The 26,488-nt window shown below is 66.4% G+C and carries 31 protein-coding genes; 12 read left to right on the plus strand and 19 right to left on the minus strand.

Annotated features, from left to right (window positions below; genetic code table 11):
* Positions 1-101 precede the first annotated feature (101 nt).
* Entirely contained in the window at positions 102-611 is a 510-nt protein-coding gene (gene fae / locus K369_RS21935) for a formaldehyde-activating enzyme (protein WP_036294216.1), read from the plus strand.
* Positions 612-710: 99 nt separating this feature from the next.
* Positions 711-1,730 carry a hydantoinase/oxoprolinase family protein gene (locus K369_RS21940; protein WP_036296196.1) on the plus strand — a complete coding sequence of 340 codons (1,020 nt, stop codon included), beginning with the start codon at positions 711-713 and terminating at the stop codon, positions 1,728-1,730.
* A 5-nt stretch (positions 1,731-1,735) separates the two neighbouring features.
* Here K369_RS21940 and K369_RS21945 read toward each other — a convergent pair whose 3' ends face one another.
* The 10 genes from K369_RS21945 to trpA all read right to left on the minus strand — a co-directional run bounded on the left by K369_RS21945 (position 1,736) and on the right by trpA (position 12,153).
* Positions 1,736-3,325 (minus strand): ATP-binding protein, encoded by a 1,590-nt coding sequence (locus tag K369_RS21945; RefSeq protein ID WP_036294219.1) that lies wholly within the window; start codon positions 3,323-3,325, stop codon positions 1,736-1,738.
* A 215-nt stretch (positions 3,326-3,540) separates the two neighbouring features.
* A complete protein-coding gene (locus K369_RS21950) occupies positions 3,541-4,107 on the minus strand; it encodes a DUF4337 family protein (RefSeq protein ID WP_036294223.1) in 567 nt (188 codons plus the stop codon).
* Between the two features lie 88 nt (positions 4,108-4,195).
* On the minus strand, positions 4,196-4,765 hold the full coding sequence (locus K369_RS21955) for a DUF447 domain-containing protein (RefSeq protein ID WP_036294226.1): 570 nt from the start codon (positions 4,763-4,765) through the stop codon (positions 4,196-4,198).
* 37 nt (positions 4,766-4,802) lie between these two features.
* Positions 4,803-6,197 (minus strand): DUF6513 domain-containing protein, encoded by a 1,395-nt coding sequence (locus K369_RS21960; RefSeq protein ID WP_036294228.1) that lies wholly within the window; start codon positions 6,195-6,197, stop codon positions 4,803-4,805.
* Positions 6,190-6,759 carry a flavoprotein gene (locus K369_RS21965; protein WP_036294230.1) on the minus strand — a complete coding sequence of 190 codons (570 nt, stop codon included), beginning with the start codon at positions 6,757-6,759 and terminating at the stop codon, positions 6,190-6,192. The genes K369_RS21960 and K369_RS21965 overlap by 8 nt, the downstream gene beginning before the upstream one ends.
* Positions 6,756-7,520 carry an aspartate kinase gene (locus K369_RS21970; protein ID WP_036294233.1) on the minus strand — a complete coding sequence of 255 codons (765 nt, stop codon included), beginning with the start codon at positions 7,518-7,520 and terminating at the stop codon, positions 6,756-6,758. The genes K369_RS21965 and K369_RS21970 overlap by 4 nt, the downstream gene beginning before the upstream one ends.
* Positions 7,498-8,670 carry a (5-formylfuran-3-yl)methyl phosphate synthase gene (locus K369_RS21975; protein WP_036294236.1) on the minus strand — a complete coding sequence of 391 codons (1,173 nt, stop codon included), beginning with the start codon at positions 8,668-8,670 and terminating at the stop codon, positions 7,498-7,500. The genes K369_RS21970 and K369_RS21975 overlap by 23 nt, the downstream gene beginning before the upstream one ends.
* Positions 8,671-9,057: 387 nt before the next feature.
* Positions 9,058-10,365 carry a folylpolyglutamate synthase/dihydrofolate synthase family protein gene (locus K369_RS21980; RefSeq protein ID WP_036294239.1) on the minus strand — a complete coding sequence of 436 codons (1,308 nt, stop codon included), beginning with the start codon at positions 10,363-10,365 and terminating at the stop codon, positions 9,058-9,060.
* A gap of 19 nt (positions 10,366-10,384) precedes the next feature.
* Positions 10,385-11,245 (minus strand): acetyl-CoA carboxylase, carboxyltransferase subunit beta, encoded by an 861-nt coding sequence (gene accD / locus K369_RS21985; RefSeq protein WP_036294242.1) that lies wholly within the window; start codon positions 11,243-11,245, stop codon positions 10,385-10,387.
* Positions 11,242-12,153: a tryptophan synthase subunit alpha gene (trpA, locus tag K369_RS21990; RefSeq protein WP_036294245.1), complete on the minus strand. Its 912-nt coding sequence runs from the start codon at positions 12,151-12,153 to the stop codon at positions 11,242-11,244. The genes accD and trpA overlap by 4 nt, the downstream gene beginning before the upstream one ends.
* Positions 12,154-12,244: 91 nt before the next feature.
* On the opposite strand from trpA, the gene K369_RS21995 reads away from it, so the two are divergent.
* Complete coding sequence (locus K369_RS21995; RefSeq protein WP_036294248.1) at positions 12,245-12,523, plus strand: type II toxin-antitoxin system RelE/ParE family toxin; 279 nt, start codon at positions 12,245-12,247, stop codon at positions 12,521-12,523.
* A 7-nt stretch (positions 12,524-12,530) separates the two neighbouring features.
* Complete coding sequence (locus tag K369_RS22000; RefSeq protein WP_051949464.1) at positions 12,531-12,857, plus strand: HigA family addiction module antitoxin; 327 nt, start codon at positions 12,531-12,533, stop codon at positions 12,855-12,857.
* Between the two features lies 1 nt (position 12,858).
* Here the strand turns inward: K369_RS22000 and K369_RS22005 are convergent, their stop codons facing one another.
* Positions 12,859-13,758, minus strand: coding sequence for a LysR substrate-binding domain-containing protein (locus K369_RS22005; RefSeq protein ID WP_036294251.1), 900 nt, complete (start codon positions 13,756-13,758; stop codon positions 12,859-12,861).
* A 112-nt stretch (positions 13,759-13,870) separates the two neighbouring features.
* On the opposite strand from K369_RS22005, the gene K369_RS22010 reads away from it, so the two are divergent.
* Both K369_RS22010 and K369_RS22015 read left to right on the plus strand, forming a co-directional pair.
* Positions 13,871-14,323, plus strand: coding sequence for a cupin domain-containing protein (locus tag K369_RS22010; protein ID WP_036294254.1), 453 nt, complete (start codon positions 13,871-13,873; stop codon positions 14,321-14,323).
* An 8-nt stretch (positions 14,324-14,331) separates the two neighbouring features.
* Complete coding sequence (locus K369_RS22015) at positions 14,332-15,246, plus strand: dihydrodipicolinate synthase family protein (protein WP_036294256.1); 915 nt, start codon at positions 14,332-14,334, stop codon at positions 15,244-15,246.
* Positions 15,247-15,347: 101 nt separating this feature from the next.
* Here the strand turns inward: K369_RS22015 and trpB are convergent, their stop codons facing one another.
* The gene (trpB, locus tag K369_RS22020) at positions 15,348-16,595 is read right to left on the minus strand and encodes a tryptophan synthase subunit beta (RefSeq protein WP_036294259.1); all 1,248 of its coding nucleotides are present in this window, start codon (positions 16,593-16,595) and stop codon (positions 15,348-15,350) included.
* Positions 16,596-16,731: 136 nt separating this feature from the next.
* Here trpB and K369_RS22025 point away from each other — a divergent pair, with 136 nt between their 5' ends.
* Entirely contained in the window at positions 16,732-16,998 is a 267-nt protein-coding gene (locus K369_RS22025; RefSeq protein ID WP_051949465.1) for a DUF433 domain-containing protein, read from the plus strand.
* A complete protein-coding gene (locus K369_RS22030) occupies positions 16,995-17,411 on the plus strand; it encodes a DUF5615 family PIN-like protein (RefSeq protein ID WP_036294262.1) in 417 nt (138 codons plus the stop codon). The genes K369_RS22025 and K369_RS22030 overlap by 4 nt, the downstream gene beginning before the upstream one ends.
* A 13-nt stretch (positions 17,412-17,424) precedes the next feature.
* On the opposite strand, the gene K369_RS22035 is transcribed toward K369_RS22030, so the two are convergent.
* Positions 17,425-18,072 (minus strand): phosphoribosylanthranilate isomerase, encoded by a 648-nt coding sequence (locus K369_RS22035; RefSeq protein WP_156968008.1) that lies wholly within the window; start codon positions 18,070-18,072, stop codon positions 17,425-17,427.
* 236 nt (positions 18,073-18,308) lie between these two features.
* Between K369_RS22035 and hpnH the strand changes: the two genes are divergently transcribed.
* A complete protein-coding gene (hpnH, locus tag K369_RS22040; protein WP_036294265.1) occupies positions 18,309-19,460 on the plus strand; it encodes an adenosyl-hopene transferase HpnH in 1,152 nt (383 codons plus the stop codon).
* Here the strand turns inward: hpnH and K369_RS22045 are convergent.
* The 4 genes from K369_RS22045 to K369_RS28010 all read right to left on the minus strand — a co-directional run bounded on the left by K369_RS22045 (position 19,401) and on the right by K369_RS28010 (position 22,606).
* Positions 19,401-20,138, minus strand: coding sequence for a phosphorylase (locus K369_RS22045; protein WP_245278267.1), 738 nt, complete (start codon positions 20,136-20,138; stop codon positions 19,401-19,403). The genes hpnH and K369_RS22045 overlap by 60 nt on opposite strands.
* Positions 20,119-22,083 carry a squalene--hopene cyclase gene (gene shc / locus K369_RS22050; RefSeq protein WP_036294271.1) on the minus strand — a complete coding sequence of 655 codons (1,965 nt, stop codon included), beginning with the start codon at positions 22,081-22,083 and terminating at the stop codon, positions 20,119-20,121. Before shc ends, K369_RS22045 begins: the two co-directional genes overlap by 20 nt.
* 76 nt (positions 22,084-22,159) lie before the next feature.
* Positions 22,160-22,462, minus strand: a complete 303-nt coding sequence (locus tag K369_RS22055) for a helix-turn-helix domain-containing protein (protein ID WP_036294274.1) — start codon at positions 22,460-22,462, stop codon at positions 22,160-22,162.
* 12 nt (positions 22,463-22,474) lie between these two features.
* Complete coding sequence (locus tag K369_RS28010) at positions 22,475-22,606, minus strand: hypothetical protein (protein WP_256381000.1); 132 nt, start codon at positions 22,604-22,606, stop codon at positions 22,475-22,477.
* A 309-nt stretch (positions 22,607-22,915) separates the two neighbouring features.
* Between K369_RS28010 and K369_RS22060 the strand changes: the two genes are divergently transcribed.
* The 3 genes from K369_RS22060 to K369_RS22070 all read left to right on the plus strand — a co-directional run bounded on the left by K369_RS22060 (position 22,916) and on the right by K369_RS22070 (position 25,115).
* Positions 22,916-23,287, plus strand: a complete 372-nt coding sequence (locus K369_RS22060) for a Rieske (2Fe-2S) protein (protein ID WP_018266882.1) — start codon at positions 22,916-22,918, stop codon at positions 23,285-23,287.
* Between the two features lie 91 nt (positions 23,288-23,378).
* Positions 23,379-24,131 carry a hypothetical protein gene (locus tag K369_RS22065; protein WP_036294277.1) on the plus strand — a complete coding sequence of 251 codons (753 nt, stop codon included), beginning with the start codon at positions 23,379-23,381 and terminating at the stop codon, positions 24,129-24,131.
* Positions 24,132-24,230: 99 nt separating this feature from the next.
* A complete protein-coding gene (locus tag K369_RS22070) occupies positions 24,231-25,115 on the plus strand; it encodes a TetM/TetW/TetO/TetS family tetracycline resistance ribosomal protection protein (RefSeq protein WP_051949467.1) in 885 nt (294 codons plus the stop codon).
* Between the two features lie 49 nt (positions 25,116-25,164).
* Here K369_RS22070 and rpsD read toward each other — a convergent pair whose 3' ends face one another.
* Both rpsD and K369_RS22080 read right to left on the minus strand, forming a co-directional pair.
* On the minus strand, positions 25,165-25,782 hold the full coding sequence (rpsD, locus tag K369_RS22075) for a 30S ribosomal protein S4 (protein WP_036294280.1): 618 nt from the start codon (positions 25,780-25,782) through the stop codon (positions 25,165-25,167).
* Positions 25,783-26,096: 314 nt separating this feature from the next.
* Positions 26,097-26,468: a hypothetical protein gene (locus tag K369_RS22080; protein ID WP_036294282.1), complete on the minus strand. Its 372-nt coding sequence runs from the start codon at positions 26,466-26,468 to the stop codon at positions 26,097-26,099.
* Positions 26,469-26,488 lie beyond the last annotated feature (20 nt).

Genomic DNA, 26,488 nt, shown 5'->3' on the forward strand with positions numbered 1-26,488 from the left:
GTTTCGTCCCGACTTGCCGCTGTCATGCGAAAATGATTGATGACGGCGGCTCGTCTTCCCTCGCTCGGATTCCCCCAGCGATAAGCCATAAGGAAAAGAAAATGGCCGTGATCAACAAGCTTCTGGTCGGCGAGTCGCTCGTCGGCGAAGGCAATGAGGTCGCTCACATCGACCTGCTGATCGGACCGCGCGGCAGCGCCGCCGAGACCGCCTTCGCCAATGCGCTGGTCAACAACAAGGACGGCTTCACGACGCTGCTCGCCGTCGTCGCGCCGAACCTGCTGGCCAAGCCGAACACGATCCTGTTCAACAAGGTCACCATCAAGAACGCCAAGCAGGCCGTTCAGATGTTCGGACCGGCGCAGGCCGGCGTCGCCAAGGCGGTCGCCGATTCGGTCGCCGAGGGCGTGATCCCGCTCGCCGAGGCCGATGACGTCTTCATCTCGGTCGGCGTGTTCATCCATTGGGACGCGAGCGACGACAAGAAGATCCAAGAGTACAACTATCAGGCCACCAAGGAAGCCATCGCCCGCGCCGTCAAGGGCGAGCCGAAGGCCGCCGAGGTCGTCGCCAAGCGCAACGACGTCAAGCATCCTTTCGGCGCCAACTGACGGCTTCGACCGGATCACGAATCATCGGGGGAGCCGTTCGCGGCTCCCCTTTTGCTTTTTAAAGGCGCGCGCGACGCGCCGATCGAAACGGAAAGGCTCATGGCCAGCGTCATCGGCTTCGACATAGGCGGCGCGCATCTCAAGGCCGCGCGCGCCATTGACGGGCGGATCGTCGAGGTGCTGCTGCTGCCCTGCAATCCGCATTACGGCCTCGCGCGGCTCGAGGGCGCGATAGAGGAGGCGGTCGCCCGCCTCGGCGCGGCCGATCGATTCGCCATCACCATGACGGCCGAGCTCTCCGACGCTTTCGAGACTCGCGCCGCCGGCGTCGCCGCCATCGCATCCGCGGTCGCCCGGCGCGTGAAGGGCGAGACGCTGTTCTACGCCGGGGAGGGCGGCTTCCTTCCCTTCGCCGAGGTGCGCCCCGCGGCGCAGGCCATCGCCTCCGCCAATTGGCGGGCGAGCGCGGAGCTGGTCGCGCGGCGACTCCCGCAAGCGCTGTTCATCGACATGGGCTCGACGACGACCGATCTCGTCCCCATTTCCGGCGGCCGCGTCTGCGCCGTCGGCGGCGGCGACGCCGAGCGCCTCGCCAATGGCGAGCTGGTCTATACGGGCTTCTCGCGCGGCGATCCGCTCGCCGGCGTGACGCTCGCGCCCTTTGCGGGCCGCTGGACGCCGCCGGCGCGTGAGAATTTCGCGACCATGGCCGATGTGCGCCGCGCGACCGGCGATCTCGCCGCAGAGGACGCCGAGCCGACCGCGGACGGGCGCGGCAAGAGCGTCGCCGAATCGATCGCCCGTCTCGCGCGCCTCGCCGGTCGCGACGCCGCCGAGGCCTCGCCCGCGCAATGGCGCGCCTTCGCGGATTTTCTCGCCCGCGCGCAAATGCGCTCGATCGAGGATCAGATCGCGCTGCTGCGCTCGCGCGCGGCGGTGGCGGAAGACGCGCCCATCATCGGCGCCGGCGTCGGCCGCGCGCTCGTCGCGCGCCTGGCTCTCTCCGAAGGCCGCGCCTATCGCGACATCGCCGAATTCATCGATGCGGTCCCGGAGGCCGCGAGCGCCGCCGCCGATTGCGCGCCGGCCTGCGCAGTCGCTTTGCTCGCCTCCGGCTGAGCGGATTATTCCGCGGCGGCGGCGCGCGCCAGCAATATGCGCACGCGCTCGGTCAGCTCCTCGAGCGTGAAGGGCTTGCGCAAAACTTCGATGTGCGATGTGAGATCGAGGCTGTCGAGCGATTTGCCGGCATAGCCGGTGATGAGCAGGATCGGGAGATCGGGGTGAGCGGCGCGGGCGGCTTCGGCCAGATGGCGCCCGCTGACGCCCGGCAGGCCGACATCCGTGACCAGCAGGCGCAAGCTCTCGCCCGATTCGAGCACCTTCAGCCCGGCGCTTCCGTCATCGGCCTCTATGACATCGCAGCCCATCTCCTCGAGCGCGTCGGCGATCTGCAGGCGCACCTCCAGCTGATCCTCGACGAGCAGCGTCTTTCCGCAGAGCGCGGCGTAATCTTGCTTCTGCTCCGCGACCTCCGGGGCGGCGACCGCCTCGGCCGGCGCGAGGTCCGGCGGGTCGCGGCCGGGCAGATAGAGGCGCACGTTGGTCCCTTTTCCGGGCGCGCTGTCGATGCGCACGAAGCCGCCGGACTGCTTCACGAAACCATAGATCTGCGAGAGGCCGAGGCCAGTGCCGCGCCCGGTCGGCTTGGTGGTGAAGAAAGGCTCGAAGACATGCGCCAGCACCTCGCGGCTCATGCCGGCGCCATTGTCTTTCACGCTGATCTCCACATAATCGCCGGGCGTGAGATCAGGGTCGGCGGGGTCGGCGTCCAAGCGGCGATCTGCGGTCGCGATCTCGAGGACGCCGCCGGCCGGCATGGCGTCGCGCGCATTGATGGCGAGGTTGAGCAGCGCGCTCTCGAGCTGCGACGGATCGCAGACGACGCTGCGCCGGCAGCGGCCGAGCCGCAGATCGAGCTCGACGCCCGAGCCGAGCGTGCGCCGCAGCATATCTTCGAGGCCGACGACCAGCCTGTCCGGTTCTATGACGCGCGGCAGCAGCGTCTGCCGGCGGGAGAAGGCGAGGAGACGATCGATGAGATTGGAGGCCGAGCTCGCCGCCTTGCGAATGGCGGCCACCGAGGGGCCGATCTCCTCGGCGCGCCCGCGCGCCAATTGCCGCTCTATGACGCCGAGCGAGCCGATGACCACCTGCAGCACATTGTTGAAATCATGCGCTATGCCGCCGGTCAGCTGGCCGATCGCCTCCATCTTCTGCGCATGGGCGAGCCGCTCCTCGCTCTCCAGCAGCGCGGCGTTGGCCCTGCGCAGCTGATCGGGCGAGGGCAGAGCCAGAAAGCTCGGCAGCCACCACCACAGCGCGATCGATGTCCCGAGCGAGACGAGCGCCGTCGCCGCCTTGACGAGTCCCTGCACGCCATAGACCGGCTTCCACAAGGTCACGACATCGAGCCAATGTGTGGCGCCGCAGAGCAGGATGAAGGCGGCGAACAGCCATAGCAGGGGCCGAAACACGAGGTCCGCGCGTCTCTGCCCGATGATGACCAGCGCCAGTGGGATGGAGAAATAGGCCAGCGCGATCAAGCCGTCGGAGATCGCGAAGAGCCAGATGAGGCCCGGCTCCCAGAGGAGGCAGAAACCATGCGGCGTCAGATTGTCGACGCCGAAGAGCCATTCGCTCAATGCAGACATCGGAGGCACTCCACAAGCGGAGAGATTGCGATCGCGGCTGAAAAAGCAACCCACGCTCCGCTGGCGGCGAGACGGGCTCGGCGCGCGCCCGTCGTCGCTGAAAATGAGACAAGTCTACGAAAAATGAACGAAAACTCGGCAATGCGCGGATTTTGAGCCGGCTTCGGCCGGGGCGGCCGCGACCCTGCGCCGCGGCCCCGGCCGAAGCGCTGCGCTCAAATATAGGCGTAGCCGGCGAGAAGAACGCCAGAGGCGGCGAGAGCGAGGCCGGAATACCACGGCCATCTGCGCCCGCGGGTGATGATCGCGATGGTCGCAATGGCGATCGCCGCATGCACCAGCGTCACCGCCACCGTCAGAATGTGATGGCGATGCTCGTGATGCTCGGCCTCGTGCAAATGCTCCTCGACGCGATGCTCGAGCGCTTCGGCGTCGGTCTTGATCGCCTTGCTCTCGTCGTCATAGCGCTTGGCTTCGCGGGAGAGCTGATCGGCCTGCGGGCCGCCCTGCTTGGAGACCGCGTCATTGACGCTCTTCTTGATGCTCTTGGCCTGGAAGAAGGCCCATTGATCGCTCGCCTTGCTCTGGCTGAGCGCGGCGGCGTTCTGCGCGCCGAGCGTGGCGGCGGTCTCGATCGTCTCCAGGCTGCCGATGGTCGCGGCGACGACGGCGAAAACAGCGATCGTCATCGAGACCTGCGTCATGAAGGGCGTGCCTTCATGCGCGACATGCTCGGCATGCTCCGCGTGCTCGAGATGCTCTGTCGTCATAGCTTCGGACATGGTCCATCCTTCGTGAAAATTTGTGTCGAAATTTAATCGAGCGAGCCGCCGGCGCGCCGCGCCGTTCCGCCCTCGAGGGGCGAATCGGTCATTCCGACTGTGTTTGAAGATAAGCCTCGATCTTGGCCGTCACCAGCTCCCACGCCTCGCGCTCGGCGGCACCGGCCGTCTTGTCGATCGCTATGCGGAGATAGGCCAATTCTGTGTCGATTTTTTCGCGGGGAAGCATTCCGAGCCGCGTCGCCAGAATAGCGGCCTCGACGACCGCCGATTGCGCGCGGTTGAACCCCAAAAAGGGCTTGTGGGAGACGATTTTTCTTATCCGGCAGAAAAAGCGCGGCCGCTGCGGGTCGGCCTCGTTACGGACGACTTCCAATTCGGCGTGGGTGAGGGCGGCGGAAAGGCGCGGCGCCGGCCAATCGGGGACCGGCTCCATCGGCCAGCCGCTCTTGCCACAGACGCAGCCGGCGAAGATGCGCACATCGTCGATGAAGCTCGCCGTGGCGAAGGGCGCGGCCTCGAGATTGGCGAGCGTCGTCGAGGGGCGGAAGGGCGCGATGACCCAGAACTCGTCCTGCTCGATGAGCCCGAGCGGCGCGATGTGATGCTGGCCCGTGGGGCCGACCGTGGTGACGATGCATTCGCGGATCATCGGCATCGGCTGCTGCTCCCGCTCGGGTCCCGTGAGATATCCATCATTCCCTCGCCTTGCGCAGCGTATGCCCGGCCTCGCGCTGGCGCGTCTCGTCCTCCTGCGATCGATCCGAGGCGCAGCCGAAGTCCAGCGGCTCGTCCTGCCGATAGCGCTTGCCGAGACGAAAAGCGATTTCCGCCTTCATCAGTTCCGCGCCGAGATAGAAGGCGTGGGCGCCGTCCTTCTCGACCCCGAGCTCGGGAAAGAGCGACATGGCGTCCTGCGCCACGCGATGAAAGCCGCGCGCGTAAATGTGAATGCCGTCGGCCGCGACCTCTATGCGGAAATTCTCGTCGCGCAGCTCGCGCGCGAGCTCGGCGATCTCCTCCGGCGTCGCGGCGTAGGGCCGCTTGTCGTGGATTTGCAGCAGCGCGTCGCTATAGCCCTTGGGCAGGGCGGCGTCGGCGCGCGCGGCGAACAGCATGCGCCGCGCGGCGTCATGCTCCTGCACGGTGCGGCGCGTGTGCGGGCTCACCTGCACGGTGAGCAGATGGCGAATGTCCAGCTCCGAGCACAGGCCCAGCAGAACGGCCGTGACGCCCGAGGAATCGGCGTCGGTCAATTCGGTGAGATTGCCCGTGCCCATCATCATTTCGGCGCAGGGCTCGCGGCGGCGCGTCTCGACATAGCGCTCAATGGAGGCGGCGAGGCCGAAGTGAATGGGATCGAGGATCGGATCGAGAATATAAGAAATGCCGCGGCTCTCGGCGATGCGCGCGGCGCGTTGCAGTGAGTCGAGATCGCCGTGCGGATTGGGCACGAGGATCGGAACGAGCGGCGAATTATCCGGCAATAGTGAGAGCGTATGCTCGTCGAGGCTCAAGAGATGATCGGCGCCGGCGCGCGCGCCGCGCTCCAATTCCTCACGCTTCGCTGAATCGAGGCTGACGGAAAAGCCGCGCGCTTTCAGCGCCCCGATCGTCTCTTCCATATGCGGAAACGGCGTGTCCGGCAGGCAGCCGAGATCGATGACGTCAGCGCCCGCCTCTTTCAGCGTCGTCGCGCGCGCGACGACCTCCTCCACGCTCATGATGGAGGCGTCGACGATCTCGGCGAAAATGCGCATGTCATGGCGCGTCAGATCGGCCTTGCCGCCGCGCTTGCCCAAGAACGCCGGAAGATCGGCGATCTCCTCCGGCCCGCGCTCGAAAGGGGCGCCGAAGGCTTCAGCCAACGCGGAAAGATCGGCGCGGCAGCGGCCCGGCAATATGACGCGATCGGCCTCGAGCGGGCGCGGCAGGCGGCGCAGGATGATCTCCTGCGTCATCAGCGCCGCGACCTTCACGCCAATGTCGTGGATGCGCCAGTCCCTCGCCTCCTCGCCGAAGCCCGCCAGCATGCGCTCGAGGCGCGGCAGGGCGAGATGGCCGGTGAGGAACAGCAGGCGCTCAGACATTCCCGATCGGCTCCCGAGCGGAAAGCTCGCGGCGCCGGCGCTCGACGGCCTCATGCAGAGCGGCGAGGCTCTCGGCGACCTGCGTCCCCTCGAAGGTCTTCAGCTTGTCGGTGTTCTCGAGGTCGATGCGGCGGGGATAGACCATCACCTTGCGATCGGGCGCCTGCGTCTCCAGCTCCGGCGCCGTGTCGCAGGCGAACACCACCGTCGGCACGCGGCATTTGCCGGCCTGGGCGAAGACATTGGTCGCGAGATTGTCGGAGATGCCATAGACGAATTTGGCGACGGTGTTGGAGGTCGCCGGCGCCACGATCAGCGTGTGGTAATAGCTGTGATAGAAGCCGCCGACCGGAACCGAGCTCGCCGTCGTGTCCTTGAACACGCGCACATGGTCCGGCATGTCCTCGAGCCTGTGCTTATACATGCGGATGACTTCCGCCGCCGCTCTGCTGACGAAGAGATCGACATGGTCGAGCGAGCGGATGATGTCGAGACATTCGGTGAAGAAATGTCCCGAGCCGGTGAGCGCCCAGCCCCAGCGCGGCGTGACGACCTTTTTCATGATGCGATGCTTTGCTCTCTGGTGAAATCGAAGCGCGCGCCGGGAAGGCCGCCGCGTGCGAAAGTTTCAGGCGCCTCGCGCAAGGCCGCGGGGCCGGCGATATAGACGTCGAGCCCGCGCGCATATTGCGCGAAGCAGGGATCGACGATGGATGCTGCGCCCTCACCCTCCCCTTCAGGGGGAGGGTCGGACCGCGGAGCGGTCCGGGGTGGGGTCGCTCCCGAGACTCGGGACTTCACCCCCTCCCGAGCGCCTGCGGCGCTCGACCTCCCCCCTCGAGGGGGAGGTGGGGACGCGCGCCAATCCACGCTTTTCACGAGCAGCAACGCGCGCGCTCCCGCCTCATGCGCATACCAGGCCGCGAGACTGTCGGACGTCATGTCCCAGCTCGCTGGAATCTGGGGATTGGCGCGCGTCATCGCAACCGGGCTCCAGACTGCGATCGCGCCCTGCGCATGAGCGGCCGTCGCCTCCCGCAGCGTCGCGGCGGGACGGAGGCCCGGCTCGAGGTCGCATAATGCGCGCCCATATTGCTCCATGGCCATTATGGCCATGTCATGCGCGGCCGCGTCGGAGAAGCGCAGCGCCTCTTGCGCGCTGCGCACGGCGTCGGCGAAAGGGCCGCCGCCGGGAACGATGCTGAGAGGGCCGGGATAGCGCCGCAACGCCGCCAGCCATCGGCGCAAGGCGGGGGAGGCGGCGAGGCTTCCGCCGAGCTTGACGACGAGAGGCCGCGTCTCAGCGCTCGGGCTCGGCGGCATCGGGAAGGCCCGGAAAGAGGTTGTGAACCTTGGCGGTCTCGGCTTGGCGCTCGCGCCGGATTCGAATGCCGACCGCGCCAGGCGCGACGTCGAGCTTCTCCACCTGCACGGTCAGCGCCTGCACGCGCTCGTGCCGCAGCACCAGCTCGGCGAGGCGCTCGGCGATCGTCTCGACGAGCTCTATGTGGCCCGAGGCGAGGATCATCTTTATCGCGTCCATGATGACGTCATAGGAGAAGACATTGCGCATGTCGTCGCCGCCGGCGGAGACGCGCGTCACGTCGACATCGACGTTGAAGCGCACCCGCTGCGTGCGGCCGCGCTCGAAATCATAGGCGCCGATCTCGACCGGAATGACGAGATCGCGCACGAAGACATGGTCCACCTCGCGCGTGCGCTCGCGGCTCTCGAGATAGCCGTGGCCGACGACCAGCGACCAATCGACATTGGCGGCGAGCGCCGAGCCCTTGCCGCTCGCCCGCGCCGGGCCGCCGGGGATGAGGTCGCGGATCAGCGCGACGGCGCCGGCGTCCAGCGCGCTCTTGCGGTCGTGGTCGCGGCAGAGGGCGCCGCGAAAGCCCATCACATCGACGCCCGTCACCAGAAGTCGCGGCACATCCGGCGCCTCCAGCGAGCCGGCGAGCCCCGCCTCGAGGCCCAGCGCATGGCAGCGCTCGACGAAGGAGGAGAGCGCGCCAATGTCGAAATGCTCGATGAGCCTTCCCTTGCCCTTGTGCGCCGTGTCCAGCAGCGCGCCAGCGAAGCCCGCCGCGGCGAGGCGCGGCAGCACGTCGAGGTCCGGCCCGAGATCGGCGAAGAGCACGGCGACGAGCCGCACGCGCTGCGCGATCGGCGCCAGCGCCGCGATCAGCGCATCGGCGTCCGGCGTCGCCGGCAGCGCGAATTTGACGAAAGCGACGCCGAGCGCCGCGGTCTCCTCGATCGCCGCGGCCGGATCATGCGGAAGCTCGACGACGGCGCTGACGGGGCGCCGGCCGGCGACGGCGCGCAGGATCGCCGCGATCTCGGCCGACGGCAGAGCGCCGAGAGCGCCGCGGGCGGCGTCCTTGCAGTCGATGACGTCCGCTCCGCCGGCGGCGGCGATCTCGGCTTCCGCCACGCTGGCGACGCTCGTCAACATAAGGGTCATCGATCAGGCGCTCTTTCGATCTCGCCTCGGCCCGCGGCGGGAGAGGCAGGACGCTTGTGGAGCAAATTCTTCCGAAATCCAAGTGGCGCCGTAGGCGAATTCGAGTGGGCGCCCGCGGCTGGGCTCCTTATGTTCGGGCGAGCGCTTGCGCGAAAAAGCGAGACGACGGAGCGGCCCCATGAAAATTCTCAGCTATGAACGTGGGACGATGAGCGACATTTTGCGAGCGTCATGGCCGCGCTTGTCGCGGCTATCCACGCCGTGGCGAGGCGGATGGTCCGAACAGAGGCAACATATTGAAATAGCCAGATGTATTAGCGCTGACCCTCATCCGACCCCGCTTCGCGGGGCCACCTTCTCCCGCAAGCAGGAGAAGGGAGAGTCCTGTCACTCTATGACGGAGCCGTTCAGCGCCAGCACGCCGGCGGCGAGATAGAGCGAGCCGGCGATCAATATGCGCGGCGGAACCGCATAGCTGCGCTGCGCGATGATCGCCAGCGCCTCCTCCACGCTCTGCGCGGCCGCCGATCTCATGCCCTCGGCGCAGGCCAGGGCGGCGATCTCTTCCGGCGGCCAGCTCTTATGCTCGCCTTCCACCGGCACGGCGACGACCTCGCCGGCGAGGCCGACGAAGTGCTTTATCAGCGCGCGAATGTCCTTCGTCACCTGCGCGCCGCAGACGAAGACCAGCGGGCGGGCGTTCTTCTCCTCGAATTGCGCCATGGCCTCGGCGAGCACGCGGCCGCCATCGTCATTATGGCCGCCGTCGAGCCAGACTTCCGAGCCCGGCGGCACCAGATCCGCCACCCGTCCACGCGAGAGCAATTGCAGCCGCGCGGGCCATTCGGCGCGGGTGAGGCCCGCCTCGATATGCTCGGCGCCGATATGCGGCGCGACGGCGCGCAGCGCGGCTATGGCGCCGGCGGCGTTGGCATGCTGGTGGCGGCCGGGCAGGCGCGGCAATGGCAGATCGAGCAGGCCGCGTTCGTCCTCATAGACGAAGCGGCCGTTCTCCTCGCGAATATGGAAATCCTCGCCGGCGATGGAGAGCGGCGCGCCGACGCGCCGCGCCTCGCGCTCCAGCACGTCGCGGGCGCCGTCATGCTGCTGAAAGCCGATGATCGCGGGCGCGCCGCGCTTCAAAATGCCGGCTTTCTCATAGGCGATCTTCTCGATCGTATCGCCGAGAAACTCGGGATGGTCGCGCGAGATGGAGGTGATGATCGTCGCCTTGGGGCTCTCGATCACATTGGTCGAATCATAGCGCCCGCCGAGGCCCGTCTCCAGCAGCAGCCAATCGGCGGGCTCCTCGGCGAAAAGGGTGAAGGCGGCGACGGTCGTGATCTCGAAGAAGGTCACCGGCCGCTGGCCATTGGCGCGCTCGCAATCTTCCAGCGCCTTTTGCAGGCGGGCGTCGTCCACCAGCGTTCCGGCGAGGCGGATGCGCTCGTTGAAGCGCAAGAGATGCGGCGAGGTGTAGACATGCGCGCGCTGTCCGGCGGCCTCCAGAATGGCGCGCAGAAAGGCCAGCGTCGAGCCTTTGCCATTGGTGCCGGCGACATGGATGATCGGCGGCAGCCGGCGCTCGGGATGGCCCATTTCGGCCAGCAGCCATTCGGTCCGTCCGAGCGACAGATCGATCTTCTTGGGATGAAGGTCCAGCAAGCGCGTCAGAATCGCGTCGCGCTGATCCATGATATCTGCTTTCGTTCCGTCAAGCCGCGCGGCGCGGCGCTTTGGTCAGCAGCGCGCAGAGCCGGGCCAGCGTCTCGCGCATTTGCGTGCGCGGCACCACCATATCCACCATGCCATGGTCGCGCAGATATTCGGCGCGCTGAAAACCCTCGGGCAGCTTCTCGCGAATCGTCTGCTCGATGACGCGCGCGCCGGCGAAGCCGATGATCGCGCCGGGCTCGGCGATGTGAATGTCGCCCAGCATGGCGTAGGAGGCGGTGACGCCGCCGGTCGTCGGATTGGTGAGCACGACGATATAGGGCAGGCGCGCCTCGCGCAGCCGGCGCACGGCGATTGTGGTGCGCGGCATCTGCATCAGCGAGAACATGCCCTCCTGCATGCGCGCGCCGCCGGAGGCGGTGAAGATGATGAAGGGCGTGCGCTTCTCTATGGCGTGCGTCATGCCGGCGATGATCGCCTCGCCCGCCGCCATGCCGAGCGAGCCGCCCATGAACTCGAAGTCCTGCACCGCGACGGTGACGGCCGCGCCCTCGAGCTTGCCATAGGCGATCGTGACCGCGTCCTGATGGCCGGTCTTGAGCCGATATTCCTTGATCTTGTCGACATAGCGCTTGATGTCGCGGAACTTCAGCGGATCGCTCGGAACATCCGGCGTCGGCACCACTTCGTGCTCGCCATTGTCGAAGAGGCCGGCGAGCCGCGCCTCCACCGGAATGCGCATGTGATAGCCGGAGCCCGGCACGACATAGAGATTGTCCTCAATGTCCTTGTGGAACACCAGCTGGCCGCTCTCCGGGCATTTGACCCAGGCGTTCTCCGGCGCCTCGCGCTTGATGAGGGCTTTGATCTTGGGCGGAACGACGTTGGAATACCAGTTCATGACCAGAGCCTCGCGATCGCTCCCAGCGCGCCTTTCAACGAGAAGGGCTCGTCCTTCTTCGCCTCTTGCGACCGCGCGCCGCGCACGCCGCGGGAGAGATCGGCGACGAGGCTCGTCACCGCCTCCACCGTCCGCGGACCGGCGCGATTCTCGGCGTCGAGCGATTTCGCCAGCGCATCGACCAGCGCCGAGCCGACCACCACGCCATCTGCATAGCGCGCGATCTCGGCGGCGTTCTCCGCCGTTTTGACGCCGAAGCCGACGGCGATGGGCAGAGGCGTGCTGCGCTTGATGCGCGCGACCGCCTCCGACACGCCGGAATAATCCGAGAGAGCCGCGCCGGTGATGCCGGTGATCGACACATAATAGACAAACCCGCTCGTGTTTTCGAGCACTTTGGGCAGGCGCTTGTCATCCGTGGTGGGCGTCGCCAGGCGGATGAAATTGAGCCCCGCCGCGCGCGCCGGCAGGCACAGCTCGGCGTCTTCCTCCGCCGGAAGATCGACGATGATGAGCCCATCGACGCCGGCCGCCTTCGCCTCCTCGAGGAAGGCGGGCACGCCATGCACATAGACGGGGTTGTAATAGCCCATCAGCACGATCGGCGTCGCCTGATCCTGCGCGCGGAAGGCGCGGACCAGCTCGAGCGTCTTATTGAGCGTCATGCCCGCATGCAGCGCCCGGAGGCCGGCCGCCTGAATGGCGGGGCCGTCGGCCATGGGATCGGTGAAGGGAATGCCGAGCTCGATCAGATCCGCGCCGGCCTCGGGCAGGCGCTTCAATAGAGCGAGCGAGGTCTCGAGGTCCGGGTCGCCGGCCATGACGAAGGTCACGAGGGCGGCGCGGCCCTCGGCGCGCAGGGCTTCGAAGCGGGCGTCGATGCGTGTGGTCTTGGCGACGGAAGTCATGGCCGCAGGCGATAGCATAGGGGAGGGCGAAGGGGAATGGCGGGGTGGGGTTCGAGTTGCTCGCTTGCGGATAGCGTCATACGCTCCACATATGATACGATCCGTCAAAGGAACGGCGACGCGCCAGTTTCTCGAGACCGGCAAGTCGAAGTTCTCCGGCCTCGACACCGAACTGGCGCGCCAGCGTCTGGCGGAGCTCGACAGCGCCGCCACGCTCGACGATCTGCCGCCGTTGCGCAGCGTCGGCCTGCATCGGCTGTCGGGCGACCGCAAGGGCCAATGGGCGATCAAGGTCAATGGGCCGTGGCGAATCGCCTTTCGTTTCGAGGGCGGCGACGCCTTCGAGGTCGAGATCGTCGATTATCATTGAGGTCGTTATGGCGAAGAAGGGCGAAGACGTCTTCGACGCGCCTGCGGGCGGTTTCCGATTCGGGCCGATCCATCCGGGGCGCACTCTGGCCGCCGAGCTCGAGGCGCGGGGCTTGAGCGCTCATGCGCTCGCGCTGAAATTGCGCGTGCCCGCCAATCGGATCGGCGAGATCGTCGCCGGCAAGCGCGGCGTGAGCGCGGAGACGGCCCTGCGGCTGGGGCGCTACTTCGGCAATAGCGCGGCGTTCTGGATGAATTTGCAGACCAAATATGATCTCGAGATCGCGGAACGCGAATTCGGCGAGCGCATCAAGGCGGAAGTCGAGGCGGCCTGACTCAGCGCCCCGTCGCGGCGAAATAATCGCGAATGCGCGCGGCGAAGCGTATGGCGGCGGGCGTCGCCCTGTCCTCCGGCGCGCTCAGCAGGCAGATCGTGCGGCTGCCAGGGCCGGGCTCCAGCCGCGCGAAATGCAGCGCCGCGACGCCCGAGACGAGCGAGACATGGCGCACGTCGGCCGGCACGATGGAGACGTAATCGCCCGAGGCGACGACATTGAGAATGGCCGCGAAAGTATTGAAGGCGATCACGCGCAGGGGCGTCGCATTCGCCTCCGTGAGATAGTCGTCCACCGCGGCTCGCGTGCGAAATCCATGGCCGAGCAGGGCGACGCTCTCCTCGGAGAGGCGCGCCGCGGGGACGCTCTCGGCCTCGGCCAGCCTGTGCGTGCGCGCGCAGACGAACATCAGCGTGTCGGCGTAGAGCGGCTCGGCGCGAGTCCTCGTATGCGCGCGGGGAAGGCCGACGCCCAGATGCAGCGTCCCGGCCTCGACGCTGGCGTCGATCTCGTCATTGGCCAGTTCCAGAATCTCGAGGTCGATCGCCGGATAGTCGCGCGCGAAGGCGGTGACGATCTGCGGCAGATAGAGCGCGTTGAAGGTCTGCGTCACGCCGATGCGCAGCCGGCCACGCTTCAGCCCGCGATATTCCTGCACGGCCTCGCGCAGCCGCTCCGTCTCCGCCAATACCCGGCGGGCGCCGTCTATGGTCAGCAGGCCGGCCTCGGTCGGCTCGACCTTATGCGCCGTCCTTGTGAAAAGAGCGACGCCGAGTTCCGCCTCGAGGTCCTGAATCTGCTGGGAGAGCGTCGGCTGCGAGACATTGAGCGAGCGGGCGGCGCGGGTGAAGCTGCGCTCCTCGCCGACGCGGATCAGATAGCGGAGCCGTCGAAAATCCATCGGACTCCTATATCATAGGCAGAACCTATTTTCAGTATCGAAAACAAGTCTTAGACCTATTCTCATATTCGAATGAAGACAAGCCGTCGCAACCAAAAAAGGGAGACGGGCCATGTCCGCCCAACGGGTTTTCCATTCGGCCGATTTCGACAAGACGCCGCCGATATTCGAGGTGATTTTGCCAGAGCGGCTCGCGCATCGCGGCGTCGAGAAGGACGATGCGCGCGCCGCCTATTCGGCCGAGCGCAAGCATCCGGTGCATTTCATCGATCTGCCGTCGCACGCCATCAGCCTCACGGTCGGCGGGCTCACGCCGGGCGGCCGCTCCAACCGCCATCGCCACACTTATGAGACCATCCTCTATGTGCTCGAGGGGCGCGGCTATTCGATGATCGAGGACCGCCGCATCGAATGGGAGGCGGGCGACGCCGTCTACATTCCGGTCTGGGCCTGGCACCATCACGTCAACGCCGATTTGGACAAGCCCGCGCGCTATCTCGCCTGCGAGAACGCCCCCATGCTCCAGAACGCCGGTCGCCTCGCGATCCGCGAAGAAGCCGAGTGAGGATCGCCATGACCAATGCGACTCGGACCAATGTGATTCGCGGCATCGTCGCCTATCCCGTCACGCCCTTTTCCGCCGATGGCGGGATCGACGACGGCGCTTTCCGCCGCGTGACGGAAAATCTGCTGCGCTCGCAGCCGGCGGCCGTCGCCTTCCTCGGCAGCGCCGGGGAGAGCGCCTATCTGACCGACGCGGAATGGCGCCATGGCGCCCGCCTCGGCGTCGAGACGGTGGCCGGCCGCGTTCCGGTGATTGTCGGAATCGCCGAGCTGACGACGGCCGCCGCCGTCGCCAAGGCGCGCTACGCCCGCGAGATCGGCGCCGATATGCTGATGGTCATTCCCGTGTCCTATTGGAAGCTGACCGAGGCCGAGATCTTCGATCATTACGCCGCCATAGCGGCGGCGACCGATCTGCCGATCATGGCCTATAATAATCCGGGAACCAGCGGCGTGGACATGTCGCCCGAGTTTCTGGTGCGGCTCGTGCGTGAGCTCGACACGGTGCGCTTCATCAAGGAGAGCAGCGGCGATCTCAATCGCATGCACGCGATCCACAAGCTGTCGGACGGCGCGATCCCCTTCTACAACGGCGCCAACCATATGGCGTTGGAGGCGGTCGCCGCCGGCGCCGCCGGCTGGTGCACCGCCGCACCCAATCTGCTCGACGATCGTCCGTCGCGGCTGTTCGATCTGGTGCAGGCGGGCGACATCGTGCGCGCGCGGGCGCTGTTCTACGACATTCTTCCGGTGCTGCGATTCATCGTGGTGGGCGGCCTGCCGACCACGGTGAAGGCCGGGCTCGCCCTGCGCGGATTGCCGGCCGGCGCGCCGCGGCCGCCGCTGAAGCCCCTCGTCGAGGCCGATCGCAAGAAGCTCGCCGATTTCCTCGCCGCGCTGCGCGTCGAGCCGGCGGCGGCGTGACCTGAGGAGTTTGCCCGCGCCGCGCCCGCGCGGGCAAACGAGGAGGAGACGGCGATTCTTCGCCGTCTCCGACTAAGCGCCGGCCGCAGTGGCCGGCAAGCTCACATCCCGCCCAAATGCTCCGCGACGGCGAAAATATCCTTGTCGCCGCGTCCGCACAGATTCATCACCATCAGATGATCCTGCGGCTTCTGCGGCGCCAGCTCCATCACCTTGGCCAGCGCGTGCGAGGGCTCCAGCGCCGGGATGATGCCCTCGAGCTTGGAGCAGAGCTGGAAGGCGGCGAGCGCCTCCTTGTCGGTGGCCGAGAGATAGGTCACGCGGCCGATGTCGCGCAGCCAGGAATGCTCCGGGCCGATGCCGGGATAATCGAGGCCGGCGGAGATCGAATGGCCTTCGAGAATCTGGCCGTCGTCGTCCATCAGCAGATAGGTGCGGTTGCCATGCAGCACGCCGGGCCGTCCGCCCGCCAGCGAGGCGGCGTGGCCGTTCTCGACGTCCAGGCCATGGCCGGCGGCTTCCACGCCGTAAATCTCGACCGAAGCGTCGTCGAGGAAGGGATGGAACAGGCCGATGGCGTTGGAGCCGCCGCCGATGCAGGCGACCAGCGAATCGGGAAGCCGGCCTTCCGCCTCGAGCATTTGCTCCTTCGCCTCATTGCCGATCACCGATTGGAAATCGCGCACCATGGCGGGGTAGGGATGCGGGCCGGCGGCGGTGCCGATGCAATAGAAAGTGTCGGCGACATTGGTCACCCAATCGCGCAGCGCCTCGTTCATCGCGTCTTTCAGCGTGCGCGCGCCGGACTGCACCGGGCGCACTTCCGCGCCCAGCATCTTCATGCGGAAGACATTGGGCTTTTGCCGCTCGACATCGACGGCGCCCATATAGACGACGCAATCGAGCCCGAAGCGCGCGCAGGCGGTGGCGGTGGCGACGCCGTGCTGGCCGGCGCCCGTCTCGGCGATGATGCGCTTCTTGCCCATGCGGCGGGCGAGCAGAATCTGGCCGAGCACATTGTTGATCTTATGCGCGCCGGTATGGTTCAGCTCGTCGCGCTTGAAATAGATTTTGGCGCCGCCCTCGCCGCCGACCGCCGCCGTGAGGCCGCGCAAATATTCGGTCATGCGCTCGGCGTAATAGAGCGGGCTCGGCCGGCCGACATAGTGCTTCAGCAGACTGTCCAGCTCGGCCTGGAAGGAGGGGTCGGCCTTGGCCTCGCCATAGGCGCGCTCGAGGTCGAGAATGAGCGGCATCAAGGTCTCGGCGACGAAGCGTCCGCCGAACAGGCCGAAGCGGCCATTCTCGTCCGGGCCGTTGCGGAAGGAATTTGGGGTCTGGTCGTTCATGTCGGTCCTCCTCGCCTCGGCTGCGGCGCTGTCTTAGACCCTCCGCCGCTCCGATGAAAGCGGGTGGGCGCTGCGAGGATATCTCGTTGAACCGGGACGGCTGCTCGCTTAGATTGCCGCGCATGGAGGATTGGGCATGGTAGCGCTCCGAAAGCCGCCGGCAATTCCCGCCGAAGTCGTTTCCGATCCGTCGGTGATGAGCGGCGAGCCGGTTGTGCGCGGCACGAGGGTCCCCGCGGAGACGCTCGTCGCCTATCTCCGCGCCGGCCGGACGTCTGCCGAGATTTTCGAGGACTATCCGACCCTGCCGATCGATGGCGTCGAGGCGGTGATTCGCTGGGCCGAGCAGACCCTCGGCGCGGATTGGCGGACGCTGCCGCCCTCGGTCGGTCCTGTTCCTTGACCGATAAATTATTCATCGACGAATGTCTGAGCGCCGCGCTCGTCGCCGTGGCGAAGAGTCGGGGCGTGCTCGCGGAATATGGTCCCTATATCGGCAAGGGCGGCTGGCAGGATTGGAATATCGTGCCTTTCGCGCTCGAGAACGACTTCGTCATTGTCACCAATAACAGACGCCATTTTCTGAAGGAATTTCTCGATTTGGACCTGCACAACGGCTTGATCGTCATCGTGCCGAATGTCGACCGCGCCGACCAGATTCGCCTTTTCGAGATCGCGCTCGATGTCGTGCTCGAGCTCGGCGACGGTCTGGTGAACAAGGTCGTCGAGGTTCTCCGCGACGGTAGCGTCCATGTCAGCGAATGGTCCGCTGAAAAACACGACATCGGCCATATCGCTAATCCGAAATGGCGGTGACTCGGGGGGTAGGCTACCCTATCTCTGCCCGCGCCGCCGCGACGAAGACCGCGATCTTCGCCTCGTCCTTCACGCCGCGCTCGCGCTCCACCCCGGACGAAACATCCACCGCCGGCGCGCCGGTGAGCCGCAGCGCCTCCGCCACATTGGCGGGGTCGAGGCCGCCGGAGAGCATCCAGTCGCCGCCGCCATAGCCGCGCATCAGCTCCCAGTCGAAGACCATCCCGGCCCCGCCGGGGACAGCGGCGTTCGGCGCGGGCTTGGCGTCGAAGAGGAGAATGTCGGCGGCCTCCCGAAATGCGGCAGCGCGCGCGACATCCGCGGCGCCGGCGACGCCGATCGCCTTGATGACAGGCAGGCCGAAACGCGCCTTCACGGCGGCGACGCGCTCTCGCGTCTCCCGGCCGTGCAATTGCAGGAGGTCCGGCGCGAGAGTGGCCACGATCACGTCGAGCGTGGAATCGTCGGCGTCGACGGTGAGCGCCACTTTGCGGATGCGTCCCTGCGCGACCCGCCCGAGTTCTCGCGCCGTCTCGAGCGTGATGTGGCGCGGGCTTTTCTCGAAGAAGACGAAGCCGGCCATATCGGCGCCGGCGGCGATCGTGGCCTCGAGCGTCGGCGCGGTGGACAAGCCGCAGATTTTGACGATCACGCAGGGCAAACTTCCCTCTCGCCGTTTCCGTTTTCGGGCCGCGACCCTATCATGATCCGCTCGGGCCTGAAAAACGCCATATCCTCGGGTTGAAGTCGCCGCAGCCGGCGATCTCGGCCGCCGGTTTGCGCAGTCGAGCTTTCGTGTTAGACGACACGTTCCGACGCTGTCTTTGTCGCGCGTCGAAGCCGGGCGGCCTCCGCGCCGCTCTGTCGAAGAGCCGGTCCCTGGAAGGAACAGCTTTCTTGTCCATTCCGCTTCGCTACATCATGTCGATCGGGGGCTATATCCTCCGCCAGCATCTCGCCGGCCGGAAGCGCTATCCGCTGGTGCTGATGCTCGAGCCGCTGTTTCGCTGCAATCTCGCCTGCGCCGGCTGCGGCAAGATCGACTACCCGGACCATATTCTCGATAAGCGCCTCTCGGCGGAGGACTGCCTCGCCTCGGTGGACGAATGCGGCGCGCCGGTCGTCGTCATCGCGGGCGGCGAGCCGCTGCTGCACAAGGAGCTGCCGCAGATCGTGCAGGGCATAATGGCGCGCAAGAAATTCGCCATCGTCTGCACCAATGCGCTGCTGCTCGCGAAAAAGATCGACCAATACAAGCCGAGCCCTTATTTCACCTGGTCGATCCATCTCGACGGCGACGAGGAGATGCATGATCGCGCGGTGAGCCAGACCGGCGTCTACAAGCGCGCCGTGGAGGCGATCAAGCTGGCGAAGTCCAAGGGCTTCCGCGTCACCATCAACAGCACCTTCTTCCAGGACGCCGATCCGGCCCGCGTCGCCGATTTCTTCGACGAGGTGAAGCGCATCGGCATCGACGGCATGACGGTGTCGCCGGGCTACGCCTATGAGCGCGCGCCCAATCAGGCGCATTTTCTCAATCGCGCGCGCACCAAGGAGCTGTTCCGCGGCATTCTGAAGCGCGGACGCGGCGGACGCGACTGGGCCTTCGTGCAGTCGGGGCTGTTCCTCGACTTTCTGGCCGGCAATCAGACCTATCATTGCACGCCCTGGGGCAATCCGGCGCGCACCGTCTTCGGCTGGCAGCGTCCCTGCTATCTTTTGGGCGAGGGCTATGTCCCGACCTTCAAGCAGCTGATGGACGAGACCGATTGGGATTCCTATGGCGTCGGCAATTACGAGAAATGCGCCGATTGCATGGTCCATTGCGGCTTCGAGGCCACGGCGGTGAAGGACGCCGTCGCGCGTCCGTGGAAGGCGGCGCTGGTCGCTCTGCGCGGCGTGAAGACGGAAGGCGATTTCGCGCCCGACATCTCGCTCGAGAAGCAGCGGCCGGCGCAATATGTCTTCGACAAGAATGTCGCGACTCTGTCAGAGCTCCGAGAGGCCGAGGCTAAGGAGCGGGCCGAGAAGACGCCCACAGCGGCCTAAGGTCGCCGAAGATTTGCGGAAGTCCAGACCGGCGAGAATGAGATCGCCGATCTGGCGCGGCTCGCGGGCGAGATCGCGAAACACCGCGCGGAAATCGACGCCGCCGTCCGGCGTGACGGCGGAGGTGGCCAGCGGCGGCAGCGCCCGCGCCGCCGGATCATTGACCACGCGCACCACGGCCAGCGGCAGGCGCCGGCGCTCGGCGAAATCGGCGGCGATATGCGTCTCCATATCGACGACGGCGGCGCCGGTCCTTTTGCGCAGCGCGGCTTTGGCCCTGGGGTCGAGCACGGGCGCCTCGACGCCGGCGATGACGCCGGAGACGATCTTGCCGCCCGAGGCGCCGAGACCTTCGCTCAAAATGGACGACAGCTCGGCGCTCGTCTTATAGCGCTTGTTCTCGGCGACGACCGAGGCGCCGATGACGACGTCGCCCGGCCGCAGCGCCGGATCGAGCCCGCCCGCTATGCCGAAGCTGACGACGCCGGCGAGCGCGAAGCCCTGCGTGCGCTCGAGCGCGGCGCGCAGGCCCTCTGTGTCGGCGCCGCTGCAAATCGGCACCAGACCTTCGCCCTCGGCGCAGGCGCGCTCGCTGAGCAGCCCCGTGATGATGAGGAAGCGCGGGGGCTCCACCTCATCCGGGCCGTCCAAGCGACGATTAGAGTCCGGTCTGGACAATTTTGCTGTTGCCCCTCTCGAGGTTACGATAGCGCGCGAGCGCCCACAGCGGGAAGAATTTTGCGTAGCCGTGATAGCGCAGATAGAAGACGCGCGGGAAGCCCGTGGCGGTGTAGCGCTCTTCCTTCCACAGCCCATCCGCATCCTGATTGGCCTGCAGATAGGCTATGCCGCGGGCGACCGCCGGATGGCCGACCTCGCCCGCCGCCATCAGCGCCAGCACGCCCCAGGCCGTTTGCGAGGGAGTGCTCGGCGCCTTCTCATAGCCGCGATAGTCGAGCTTATAGCTGTCTCCATCCTCGCCCCAGCCGCCGTCCTCGTTCTGGATCGCGACGAGCCAATCGACGGCGCGGCGCATGGCGCGATGTTCCGGCTTCAGCCCGGCGGCGTTGAGCGCGCAGAGCGTCGACCAGGTCCCGTATATATAGTTCATTCCCCAGCGGCCGAACCAGCTGCCGTCCGGCTCCTGCTCGGCGAGCAGGTAATCGACGCCGGCTTTCATGCTGGCGCTGGTCTCGATCGTGTCGCCGAGCTGCGCCAGCATGGAGACGCAGCGGGCCGAGACGTCCGAGGTCGGCGGATCGAGCAGCGCGCCATGATCGGCGAAGGGAATGTGGTTGAGATAATAATATTCATTGTCGGCGTCAAAGGCGCCCCAGCCGCCATTCTTGCTCTGCAGCCCCTCGACCCATTCGCGCGCGCGGGCGATGCGCTCGTCATAGGGCCGGTCGGAGCGGCCGGCGTAGGAGCGATCCATAGCCGTCACCACCACGGCGGTGTCGTCGACATCCGGGTAATAGGCGTTGGCGTATTGGAAGGCCCAGCCGCCGGGGCGCACATTCGGCCGTTGCACGGCCCAATCGCCCTTCACATCCAGCACCTGCAAGGGCGCGAGCCAATCGAGGCCGGCGCGGGCGCGCGCCTCCTCCGCCTTGCCGCCGACCTCGAGCAGCGTGTGGCAGGCGAGCGCCGTGTCCCACACGGGCGAGACGCAGGGCTGGCAATAGGCCTCGTCCTCCTTGACGACGAGCAGACGCTCGATCGCTTCGCGCGCGAGCCTGATGCGCTCGTCGTCGGCAGGGACGCCGAGAACCTCATACATCAGCAGGCTGTTGACCATGGCGGGGAAGATGGCGCCGAGCCCGTCGACGCCGTTCAGCCGCTGCGTGACGAAAGCCTCCGCCGCCTTTATCGCGCGCTGGCGCGGACCTTTGGGGAAATATGGATCGGCCGCGCGCAACAGCCTGTCGATCGCGCCGAAGATCGCGACCAGCGCCGGATGCTGATGCGCGCCGGTCGGCCATTTCCTCACCTCGTTCGGCGGTGTGGTGAACAGCTCGCCTATATGCACGCCGAGCCGATTGACGGCCTGCGGCTTCAACGTCTGCAGCACCAGCAGCGGCACGAGGACGGCGCGGCCCCAATAGGAGATCTTGTCGATATGGAAGGGAAACCATTTCGGCAGCAGCATGATCTCCACCGGCATGGCCGGCACGCCGCGCCAGGGAATTTCGCCATAGAGCGCCAGCAGCGCGCGCGTGAACACATTCGTGCGCGCTGCGCCGCCATGGCCGAGGATCGCCTCGCGCGCTCGTTTCATATGCGGCGCGTCCATGTCGTCGCCGATCATCTTCAGCGCGAAATAGGCCTTCACGCTGGCGCTCATATCGAAAGCGCCTTCGTGGAACAAAGGCCAGCCGCCATGCGCGCCCTGGATACGGCGCAGATAGACGGCGATCTTGCTCTCGAGCGCGTGATCGATCGGCTCGTCGCGGAAATGGCGCATCAGCACATATTCGGCCGGAATCGTGGCGTCGGCCTCGAGCTCGAAGCACCAATGGCCGTCGCCTTTGGCGAGCGCGCGCAGCGCGCCGGACGCGCGCGCGATGCTCTGGTCGAGCGCGTCGTCGCGCTTCGGCTCGATCGCAAGGGCGGTCGCGGTCATATTTTCGCGCTCCTTCGCAGCTCGGTCATCACGATCCCTTCGTCTCTCGTTTTTCCAAAAGAATGGTCGATCCGCGTCACAGACGCGCGACGCGCAGCGCCGGAGCCTCTGCCCCGTTCGGCGGCTTGACGACGATCTCCACGTCCTGCCCCAGCGCCACCAGAAAACGCAGCAGCCGCTCCACCGAGAACTGGCGGAAATCGCCGCGCAGCATTTTGGAGACGTCCGGCTGCTTGACGCCGAGCAGGCCGGCGGCCTCCACCTGCTTCAGCCCGCGCTCCTTCATCAGCCGGCCGATCTTGCCGATGAGCTGCGCTTTGAGCGCGTTTTCCGCGCGCGCGCCGGCGGCGGATTCATCTATCGCCTCGAGACCGTTCATTGCTCAGCTTCCTCAGCGCAGCATGATGAAGATCGCGAGCTGGAAAAAATAGACGAGCGCGAGCATCCATCGGATGTGCCGCAGGTGACGCTCGATCCTCTCGAATGTCGCGTCGCATCGCAGGTTGAGCGACGAGTTTGTCATGGGACGTCTCCGTCTTCAGGTCGTTGAATTCGGCTCCATGCGAGGGGACCCCCGCTGCGCGGGAAAGGGGGCGGTCGACGTTTCGCGAAGCCTCGATCGAGCGCCGCATCTCCTCCCTCTCCCGCGTGCGGGGGAGGGTCAGGGAGGGGGCGCTGCGCGCGCGATCCGACTCTCTCGAAACCGTTTCGTATAGTGATCTAACCATATCGTCAAGCGCCGGATCGGGCTGGCTCATCGCTTGCTACCCGATTTCACGGGTCCGCTCCGGGTCGCACGGAGCGTGGATGTTTGTTCGAAAGGGATCAGCCCATGGACGATCTGTTTGTGATTTGTCGCACAGGCCACATAGAGGACGGCCAAGCCCATGGCTTCGTCCTGATGCGCGCCTACGACAACGGCGACACCAATCCGTGGCCGATCATCATCACGCGCAAAGGCAACAACTTCTACGGTTTCGAGAATTCCTGCCCGCATGAGCAGATGCGTCTCGACACTTCACCCGGCAATTTCCTCGACGAGTCGGGCAATTTCCTCGAATGCGGGCAGCATCGCTCCCAATTCGACCTCGACACCGGCCATTGCTTCATCGGCCCGTGTCAGGGCGGGAAGCTGACGCCGCTTTCGCTCGTGATCGACGACGGCGACGTCTGCATCACCGGCGTGCTGCTGGCCGACGAATGAAGGCGGGCGCCGCGCCCGAGAGAGGGGCTCGGGCGCGAGCGCCCAAGCATAGACCTGGGACAGCAAAGACTGGGGACAGGAAGGATATTCCATGACGGACATGGCGGAACTGCAAAAGCGCAAGCAGCCTCTCAATCTGGCGATCGTCTATGTCGATCCCGACGCCTTCATCGCCAATTATGTGGGCTGGCTGGAGATCACGACCTTCATCACCGCGCTGCGCGCCGGCGATGTGACGGTTCCCGCCGACGGCGTCACGCCCAAGCTCACGGACCAGCAATTGAAGGCCGCCGCGGCGGTGACTTACGGCGGCGACGCGGTTTTCGCCTTCTTCATGACGGCGGCGCTCAAGGGCGACAAGGCGGCGGCCGACAAGGTCGAGGCGGCGCTCACCGAGGCCCTGGGCAAGGATTTCCCCGGCTCGACCTCGCTGTGGGCCTTCCGCACGCCCATGGACCCGCCCATCAGCCTCGAGGATCATGTCGGCGCCGCCGGCAAGAAGATGCTGCTCGGCGACATTCCGCCGCCGCCCATGCGCGCCAAGGAGAATTGGAACGCGGGCATTCGCTTCTTCGAGCAGGCGCGCAAATCCAACTTCGTCCATGAGATCATGTATCCGCTGGCGCTGTGGAGCCGCGAGCGCTGGACCGAGACGCTGGAGAAGGGCATCTCCTTCCTCACCCATATCGAGGACAATGTCCCCGTGCTGCGCGAGGTGCTCGAGGAAAAGCGCAATGATCAGGCATTCGTCGCCAATCTGCTGCTGAAATTGGCGCCGGCGATCGATCAAGAGCTGACCGAGGATATGGAGGGCTTTCTGCGCTCCCTGGCCCGCCGCAATTGAGCGAGCGTGAGCGCGGCGTATGACGTCCTGTCATACGCCGCCGCTAGCCTCGCCTGCTTCCGATTCGCCGCCGGCGACGGGAGAAGTGGGGAGGCCATCATGAATAATTCGCCGCTGCTCGTCTCGGTGACGATAGAGCCCGAGCACGCACGCGATTGGGAGGAGCTCGTCGAGGCGCTCGCGCGGCTGTCCGCCGGCGCGCCCGGACTGCGCGTCTCCGATCTCGATGTGATCGGCGGAACGCAGGCGCTGCTCGAGGCGGCGAGCGAGGAGGGGCTGCGAAACATTGTCGCTCGCTTCCAGGAGCTGTCGCCCGTCGAGGCGATCATCGGCCCGCCGCGCGTCGCCTATCGCGAGCGCCTGTCGCGGCGCCAGGAAATCGATTTCACCCATAAGCGGCCCGGCCAATACGCCCGCGTGAAGCTCGTCTTCGACACGGATGGCGCGGGCGGCGAGATTTTCGAGAATCGTGCGCCGGAGAGCGCCGTTCCGGCGGAATTCGTCGATGGCGTGGAGCGCGGCGTCGTCTCTGTGGTGGAGAGCGGCGTCATTCTCGGCCGGCCGGTGGTGGAGTTGAAAGCCGTCCTGGTGGACGGCGCCGGCCATGGCTCGGATTCGTCGGTTCTGGCCTTCGAGATCGCCGCGCGCGCCGCGACGCGGGAGGCGCTGGCCAAGAGCAGCGAATTGCTCGAGCCGATCATGAGCGTCGAGACAGTCGCGCCCAATGACATTGCGGAAGCGGCGATCGAGGATTTGCGCGGCCGGCGCGCGCAGGCGCTGAAGGCGGAGCAGGGCGACGAGACCACCCGGATCACGGCGACCGCGCCGCTCGCGGAACTGCTGGGCTATGGCGATGCGCTGAGCGCGCTGGCCAAAGGGCGCGCGAGCCATAATCTGCGCTTCGGACATTATGCGCCGATCGCGCCCGAGGACGATACGCCCTTCCGCCCCGCGGCGGCCGCACGGCCCAGCGCCACGGCCTGACGAAAAAAGATACGCCGGCCCGAAAGCTCTCCGGGCCGGCGAAAGTCGATCAGCGCGAGTAGAACTCGATGACCAGATTCGGCTCCATCTGCACCGGATAGGGCACTTCGGAGGGCAGCGGGATGCGCGTGAGCTTGGCCGTCAGCTTCTGATGGTCGACCTCGTAATACTCCGGCACGTCGCGCTCGGCGAGGCCGACGGCCTCGAGGACGATGACGAGCTGGCGTGAGCTCTCCTTCACCTCGACGACGTCGCCCGGCTTCACCAGATAGGACGGAATGTTCACCCGGCGGCCATTCACCTTGATGTGGCCATGGTTGATGAACTGCCGCGAGGCGAAGACGGTCGGCACGAATTTGGCGCGATAGACCACGGCGTCGAGACGGCGCTCGAGCAGGCCGATCAGATTGTCTCCCGAGTCGCCCTTCAGCCGGATGGCCTCCGCATAATATTTGCGGAACTGCTTCTCGGAGATATTGCCGTAATAGCCCTTGAGCTTCTGCTTGGCCTTGAGCTGCGTGCCGAAGTCGGAAGGCTTGCCCTTGCGGCGCTGGCCGTGCTGGCCGGGGCCGTATTCGCGACGGTTCACCGGGCTCTTCGGGCGGCCCCAGATGTTCTGTCCGAGACGGCGATCGATTTTATATTTGGCTTCGGCGCGTTTCGTCACTTGCCGGCGTCCTCTTCCTTTTCGCAGCCTCGCAAAAGCGCGAAAACGAGACGCCGCGCCCTGCCTCGGTCAGAGGCGAGCGTCGCCGAACCACGTTCCCGCGCGACGAGGCGTGCCTCTCGCGTCAAAAGAACGCGCCCTCCTCTGCCGGAAACCGGCCGACAGGCCGCTCAGGAGCGGCCACGGGTGCGGGCCGGCGAAGGTTTCCCCGCGCCGGACCGGGAGTGATTATCCGCGCGCGCGGCGGAAGTCAAGAAAAAGGCCGGCTCGCGAAAGCGCGGGCCGGCCCAAAAAGCGGAGCCTCGAGGCGGCGCTCAGGGCCACCAGATCGGCGCGATGCCGTCGCGATAGGGCAGAACCTCGAAGCGGCGGCGGTTCGGCAGCGTCTCCTGCATGAACCAGCTGCGCTGATTGTCCTCCACCGGCTGATAGGCGAAATGGGTCGCCTCGACCAAATAGCGATTGGTCGAGCCGACCGGGACGACCGGGCCGGGATCGAGCCAGCTGCGGCGCGGAACCACCAGCGGCTGGCGAACGTAGGGGATGGGGCCGGTCGCCACGACGATTCCCTCCGCGGGAATGAAATGACGATGTGCGGAGCGATGCGTTTTGGCGAGCGCCTCGCCCGCCGTCGCGAGGGCGAGAAGGCAGGCGAGTCCGGCCGACAAACTAACGAAATGACGCATCCTCATCTCCTGATTCCGAT

Origin of the sequence: Methylosinus sp. PW1 (genome assembly GCF_000745215.1) — a bacterium.
GTDB lineage: Bacteria > Pseudomonadota > Alphaproteobacteria > Rhizobiales > Beijerinckiaceae > Methylosinus.

What these genes read in the sequence shown, in the direction of transcription:
- fae (WP_036294216.1), top strand. Translation starts at nt 102, where the DNA reads ATGGCCGTGATCAACAAGCTTCTGGTCGGCGAGTCGCTCGTCGGCGAA.
- accD (WP_036294242.1), bottom strand. Translation starts at nt 11,245, where the DNA reads ATGAACTGGTATTCCAACGTCGTTCCGCCCAAGATCAAAGCCCTCATC.
- K369_RS21945 (WP_036294219.1), bottom strand. Translation starts at nt 3,325, where the DNA reads ATGTCTGCATTGAGCGAATGGCTCTTCGGCGTCGACAATCTGACGCCG.
- K369_RS22000 (WP_051949464.1), top strand. Translation starts at nt 12,531, where the DNA reads ATGGCGAAGAAGGGCGAAGACGTCTTCGACGCGCCTGCGGGCGGTTTC.
- K369_RS21965 (WP_036294230.1), bottom strand. Translation starts at nt 6,759, where the DNA reads ATGAAAAAGGTCGTCACGCCGCGCTGGGGCTGGGCGCTCACCGGCTCG.
- K369_RS22005 (WP_036294251.1), bottom strand. Translation starts at nt 13,758, where the DNA reads ATGGATTTTCGACGGCTCCGCTATCTGATCCGCGTCGGCGAGGAGCGC.
- shc (WP_036294271.1), bottom strand. Translation starts at nt 22,083, where the DNA reads ATGACCGCGACCGCCCTTGCGATCGAGCCGAAGCGCGACGACGCGCTC.
- K369_RS22015 (WP_036294256.1), top strand. Translation starts at nt 14,332, where the DNA reads ATGACCAATGCGACTCGGACCAATGTGATTCGCGGCATCGTCGCCTAT.
- K369_RS21955 (WP_036294226.1), bottom strand. Translation starts at nt 4,765, where the DNA reads ATGCCGATGATCCGCGAATGCATCGTCACCACGGTCGGCCCCACGGGC.
- K369_RS21960 (WP_036294228.1), bottom strand. Translation starts at nt 6,197, where the DNA reads ATGTCTGAGCGCCTGCTGTTCCTCACCGGCCATCTCGCCCTGCCGCGC.
- K369_RS21970 (WP_036294233.1), bottom strand. Translation starts at nt 7,520, where the DNA reads ATGCCGCCGAGCCCGAGCGCTGAGACGCGGCCTCTCGTCGTCAAGCTC.
- K369_RS22010 (WP_036294254.1), top strand. Translation starts at nt 13,871, where the DNA reads ATGTCCGCCCAACGGGTTTTCCATTCGGCCGATTTCGACAAGACGCCG.
- K369_RS21950 (WP_036294223.1), bottom strand. Translation starts at nt 4,107, where the DNA reads ATGTCCGAAGCTATGACGACAGAGCATCTCGAGCACGCGGAGCATGCC.
- K369_RS22055 (WP_036294274.1), bottom strand. Translation starts at nt 22,462, where the DNA reads ATGAACGGTCTCGAGGCGATAGATGAATCCGCCGCCGGCGCGCGCGCG.
- K369_RS22070 (WP_051949467.1), top strand. Translation starts at nt 24,231, where the DNA reads ATGAATAATTCGCCGCTGCTCGTCTCGGTGACGATAGAGCCCGAGCAC.
- K369_RS22025 (WP_051949465.1), top strand. Translation starts at nt 16,732, where the DNA reads ATGGTAGCGCTCCGAAAGCCGCCGGCAATTCCCGCCGAAGTCGTTTCC.
- K369_RS28010 (WP_256381000.1), bottom strand. Translation starts at nt 22,606, where the DNA reads ATGACAAACTCGTCGCTCAACCTGCGATGCGACGCGACATTCGAGAGG.
- K369_RS22080 (WP_036294282.1), bottom strand. Translation starts at nt 26,468, where the DNA reads ATGCGTCATTTCGTTAGTTTGTCGGCCGGACTCGCCTGCCTTCTCGCC.
- K369_RS22065 (WP_036294277.1), top strand. Translation starts at nt 23,379, where the DNA reads ATGACGGACATGGCGGAACTGCAAAAGCGCAAGCAGCCTCTCAATCTG.
- trpB (WP_036294259.1), bottom strand. Translation starts at nt 16,595, where the DNA reads ATGAACGACCAGACCCCAAATTCCTTCCGCAACGGCCCGGACGAGAAT.
- trpA (WP_036294245.1), bottom strand. Translation starts at nt 12,153, where the DNA reads ATGACTTCCGTCGCCAAGACCACACGCATCGACGCCCGCTTCGAAGCC.
- K369_RS21980 (WP_036294239.1), bottom strand. Translation starts at nt 10,365, where the DNA reads ATGGATCAGCGCGACGCGATTCTGACGCGCTTGCTGGACCTTCATCCC.
- K369_RS21975 (WP_036294236.1), bottom strand. Translation starts at nt 8,670, where the DNA reads ATGACCCTTATGTTGACGAGCGTCGCCAGCGTGGCGGAAGCCGAGATC.
- K369_RS21940 (WP_036296196.1), top strand. Translation starts at nt 711, where the DNA reads ATGGCCAGCGTCATCGGCTTCGACATAGGCGGCGCGCATCTCAAGGCC.
- K369_RS22060 (WP_018266882.1), top strand. Translation starts at nt 22,916, where the DNA reads ATGGACGATCTGTTTGTGATTTGTCGCACAGGCCACATAGAGGACGGC.
- K369_RS21995 (WP_036294248.1), top strand. Translation starts at nt 12,245, where the DNA reads ATGATACGATCCGTCAAAGGAACGGCGACGCGCCAGTTTCTCGAGACC.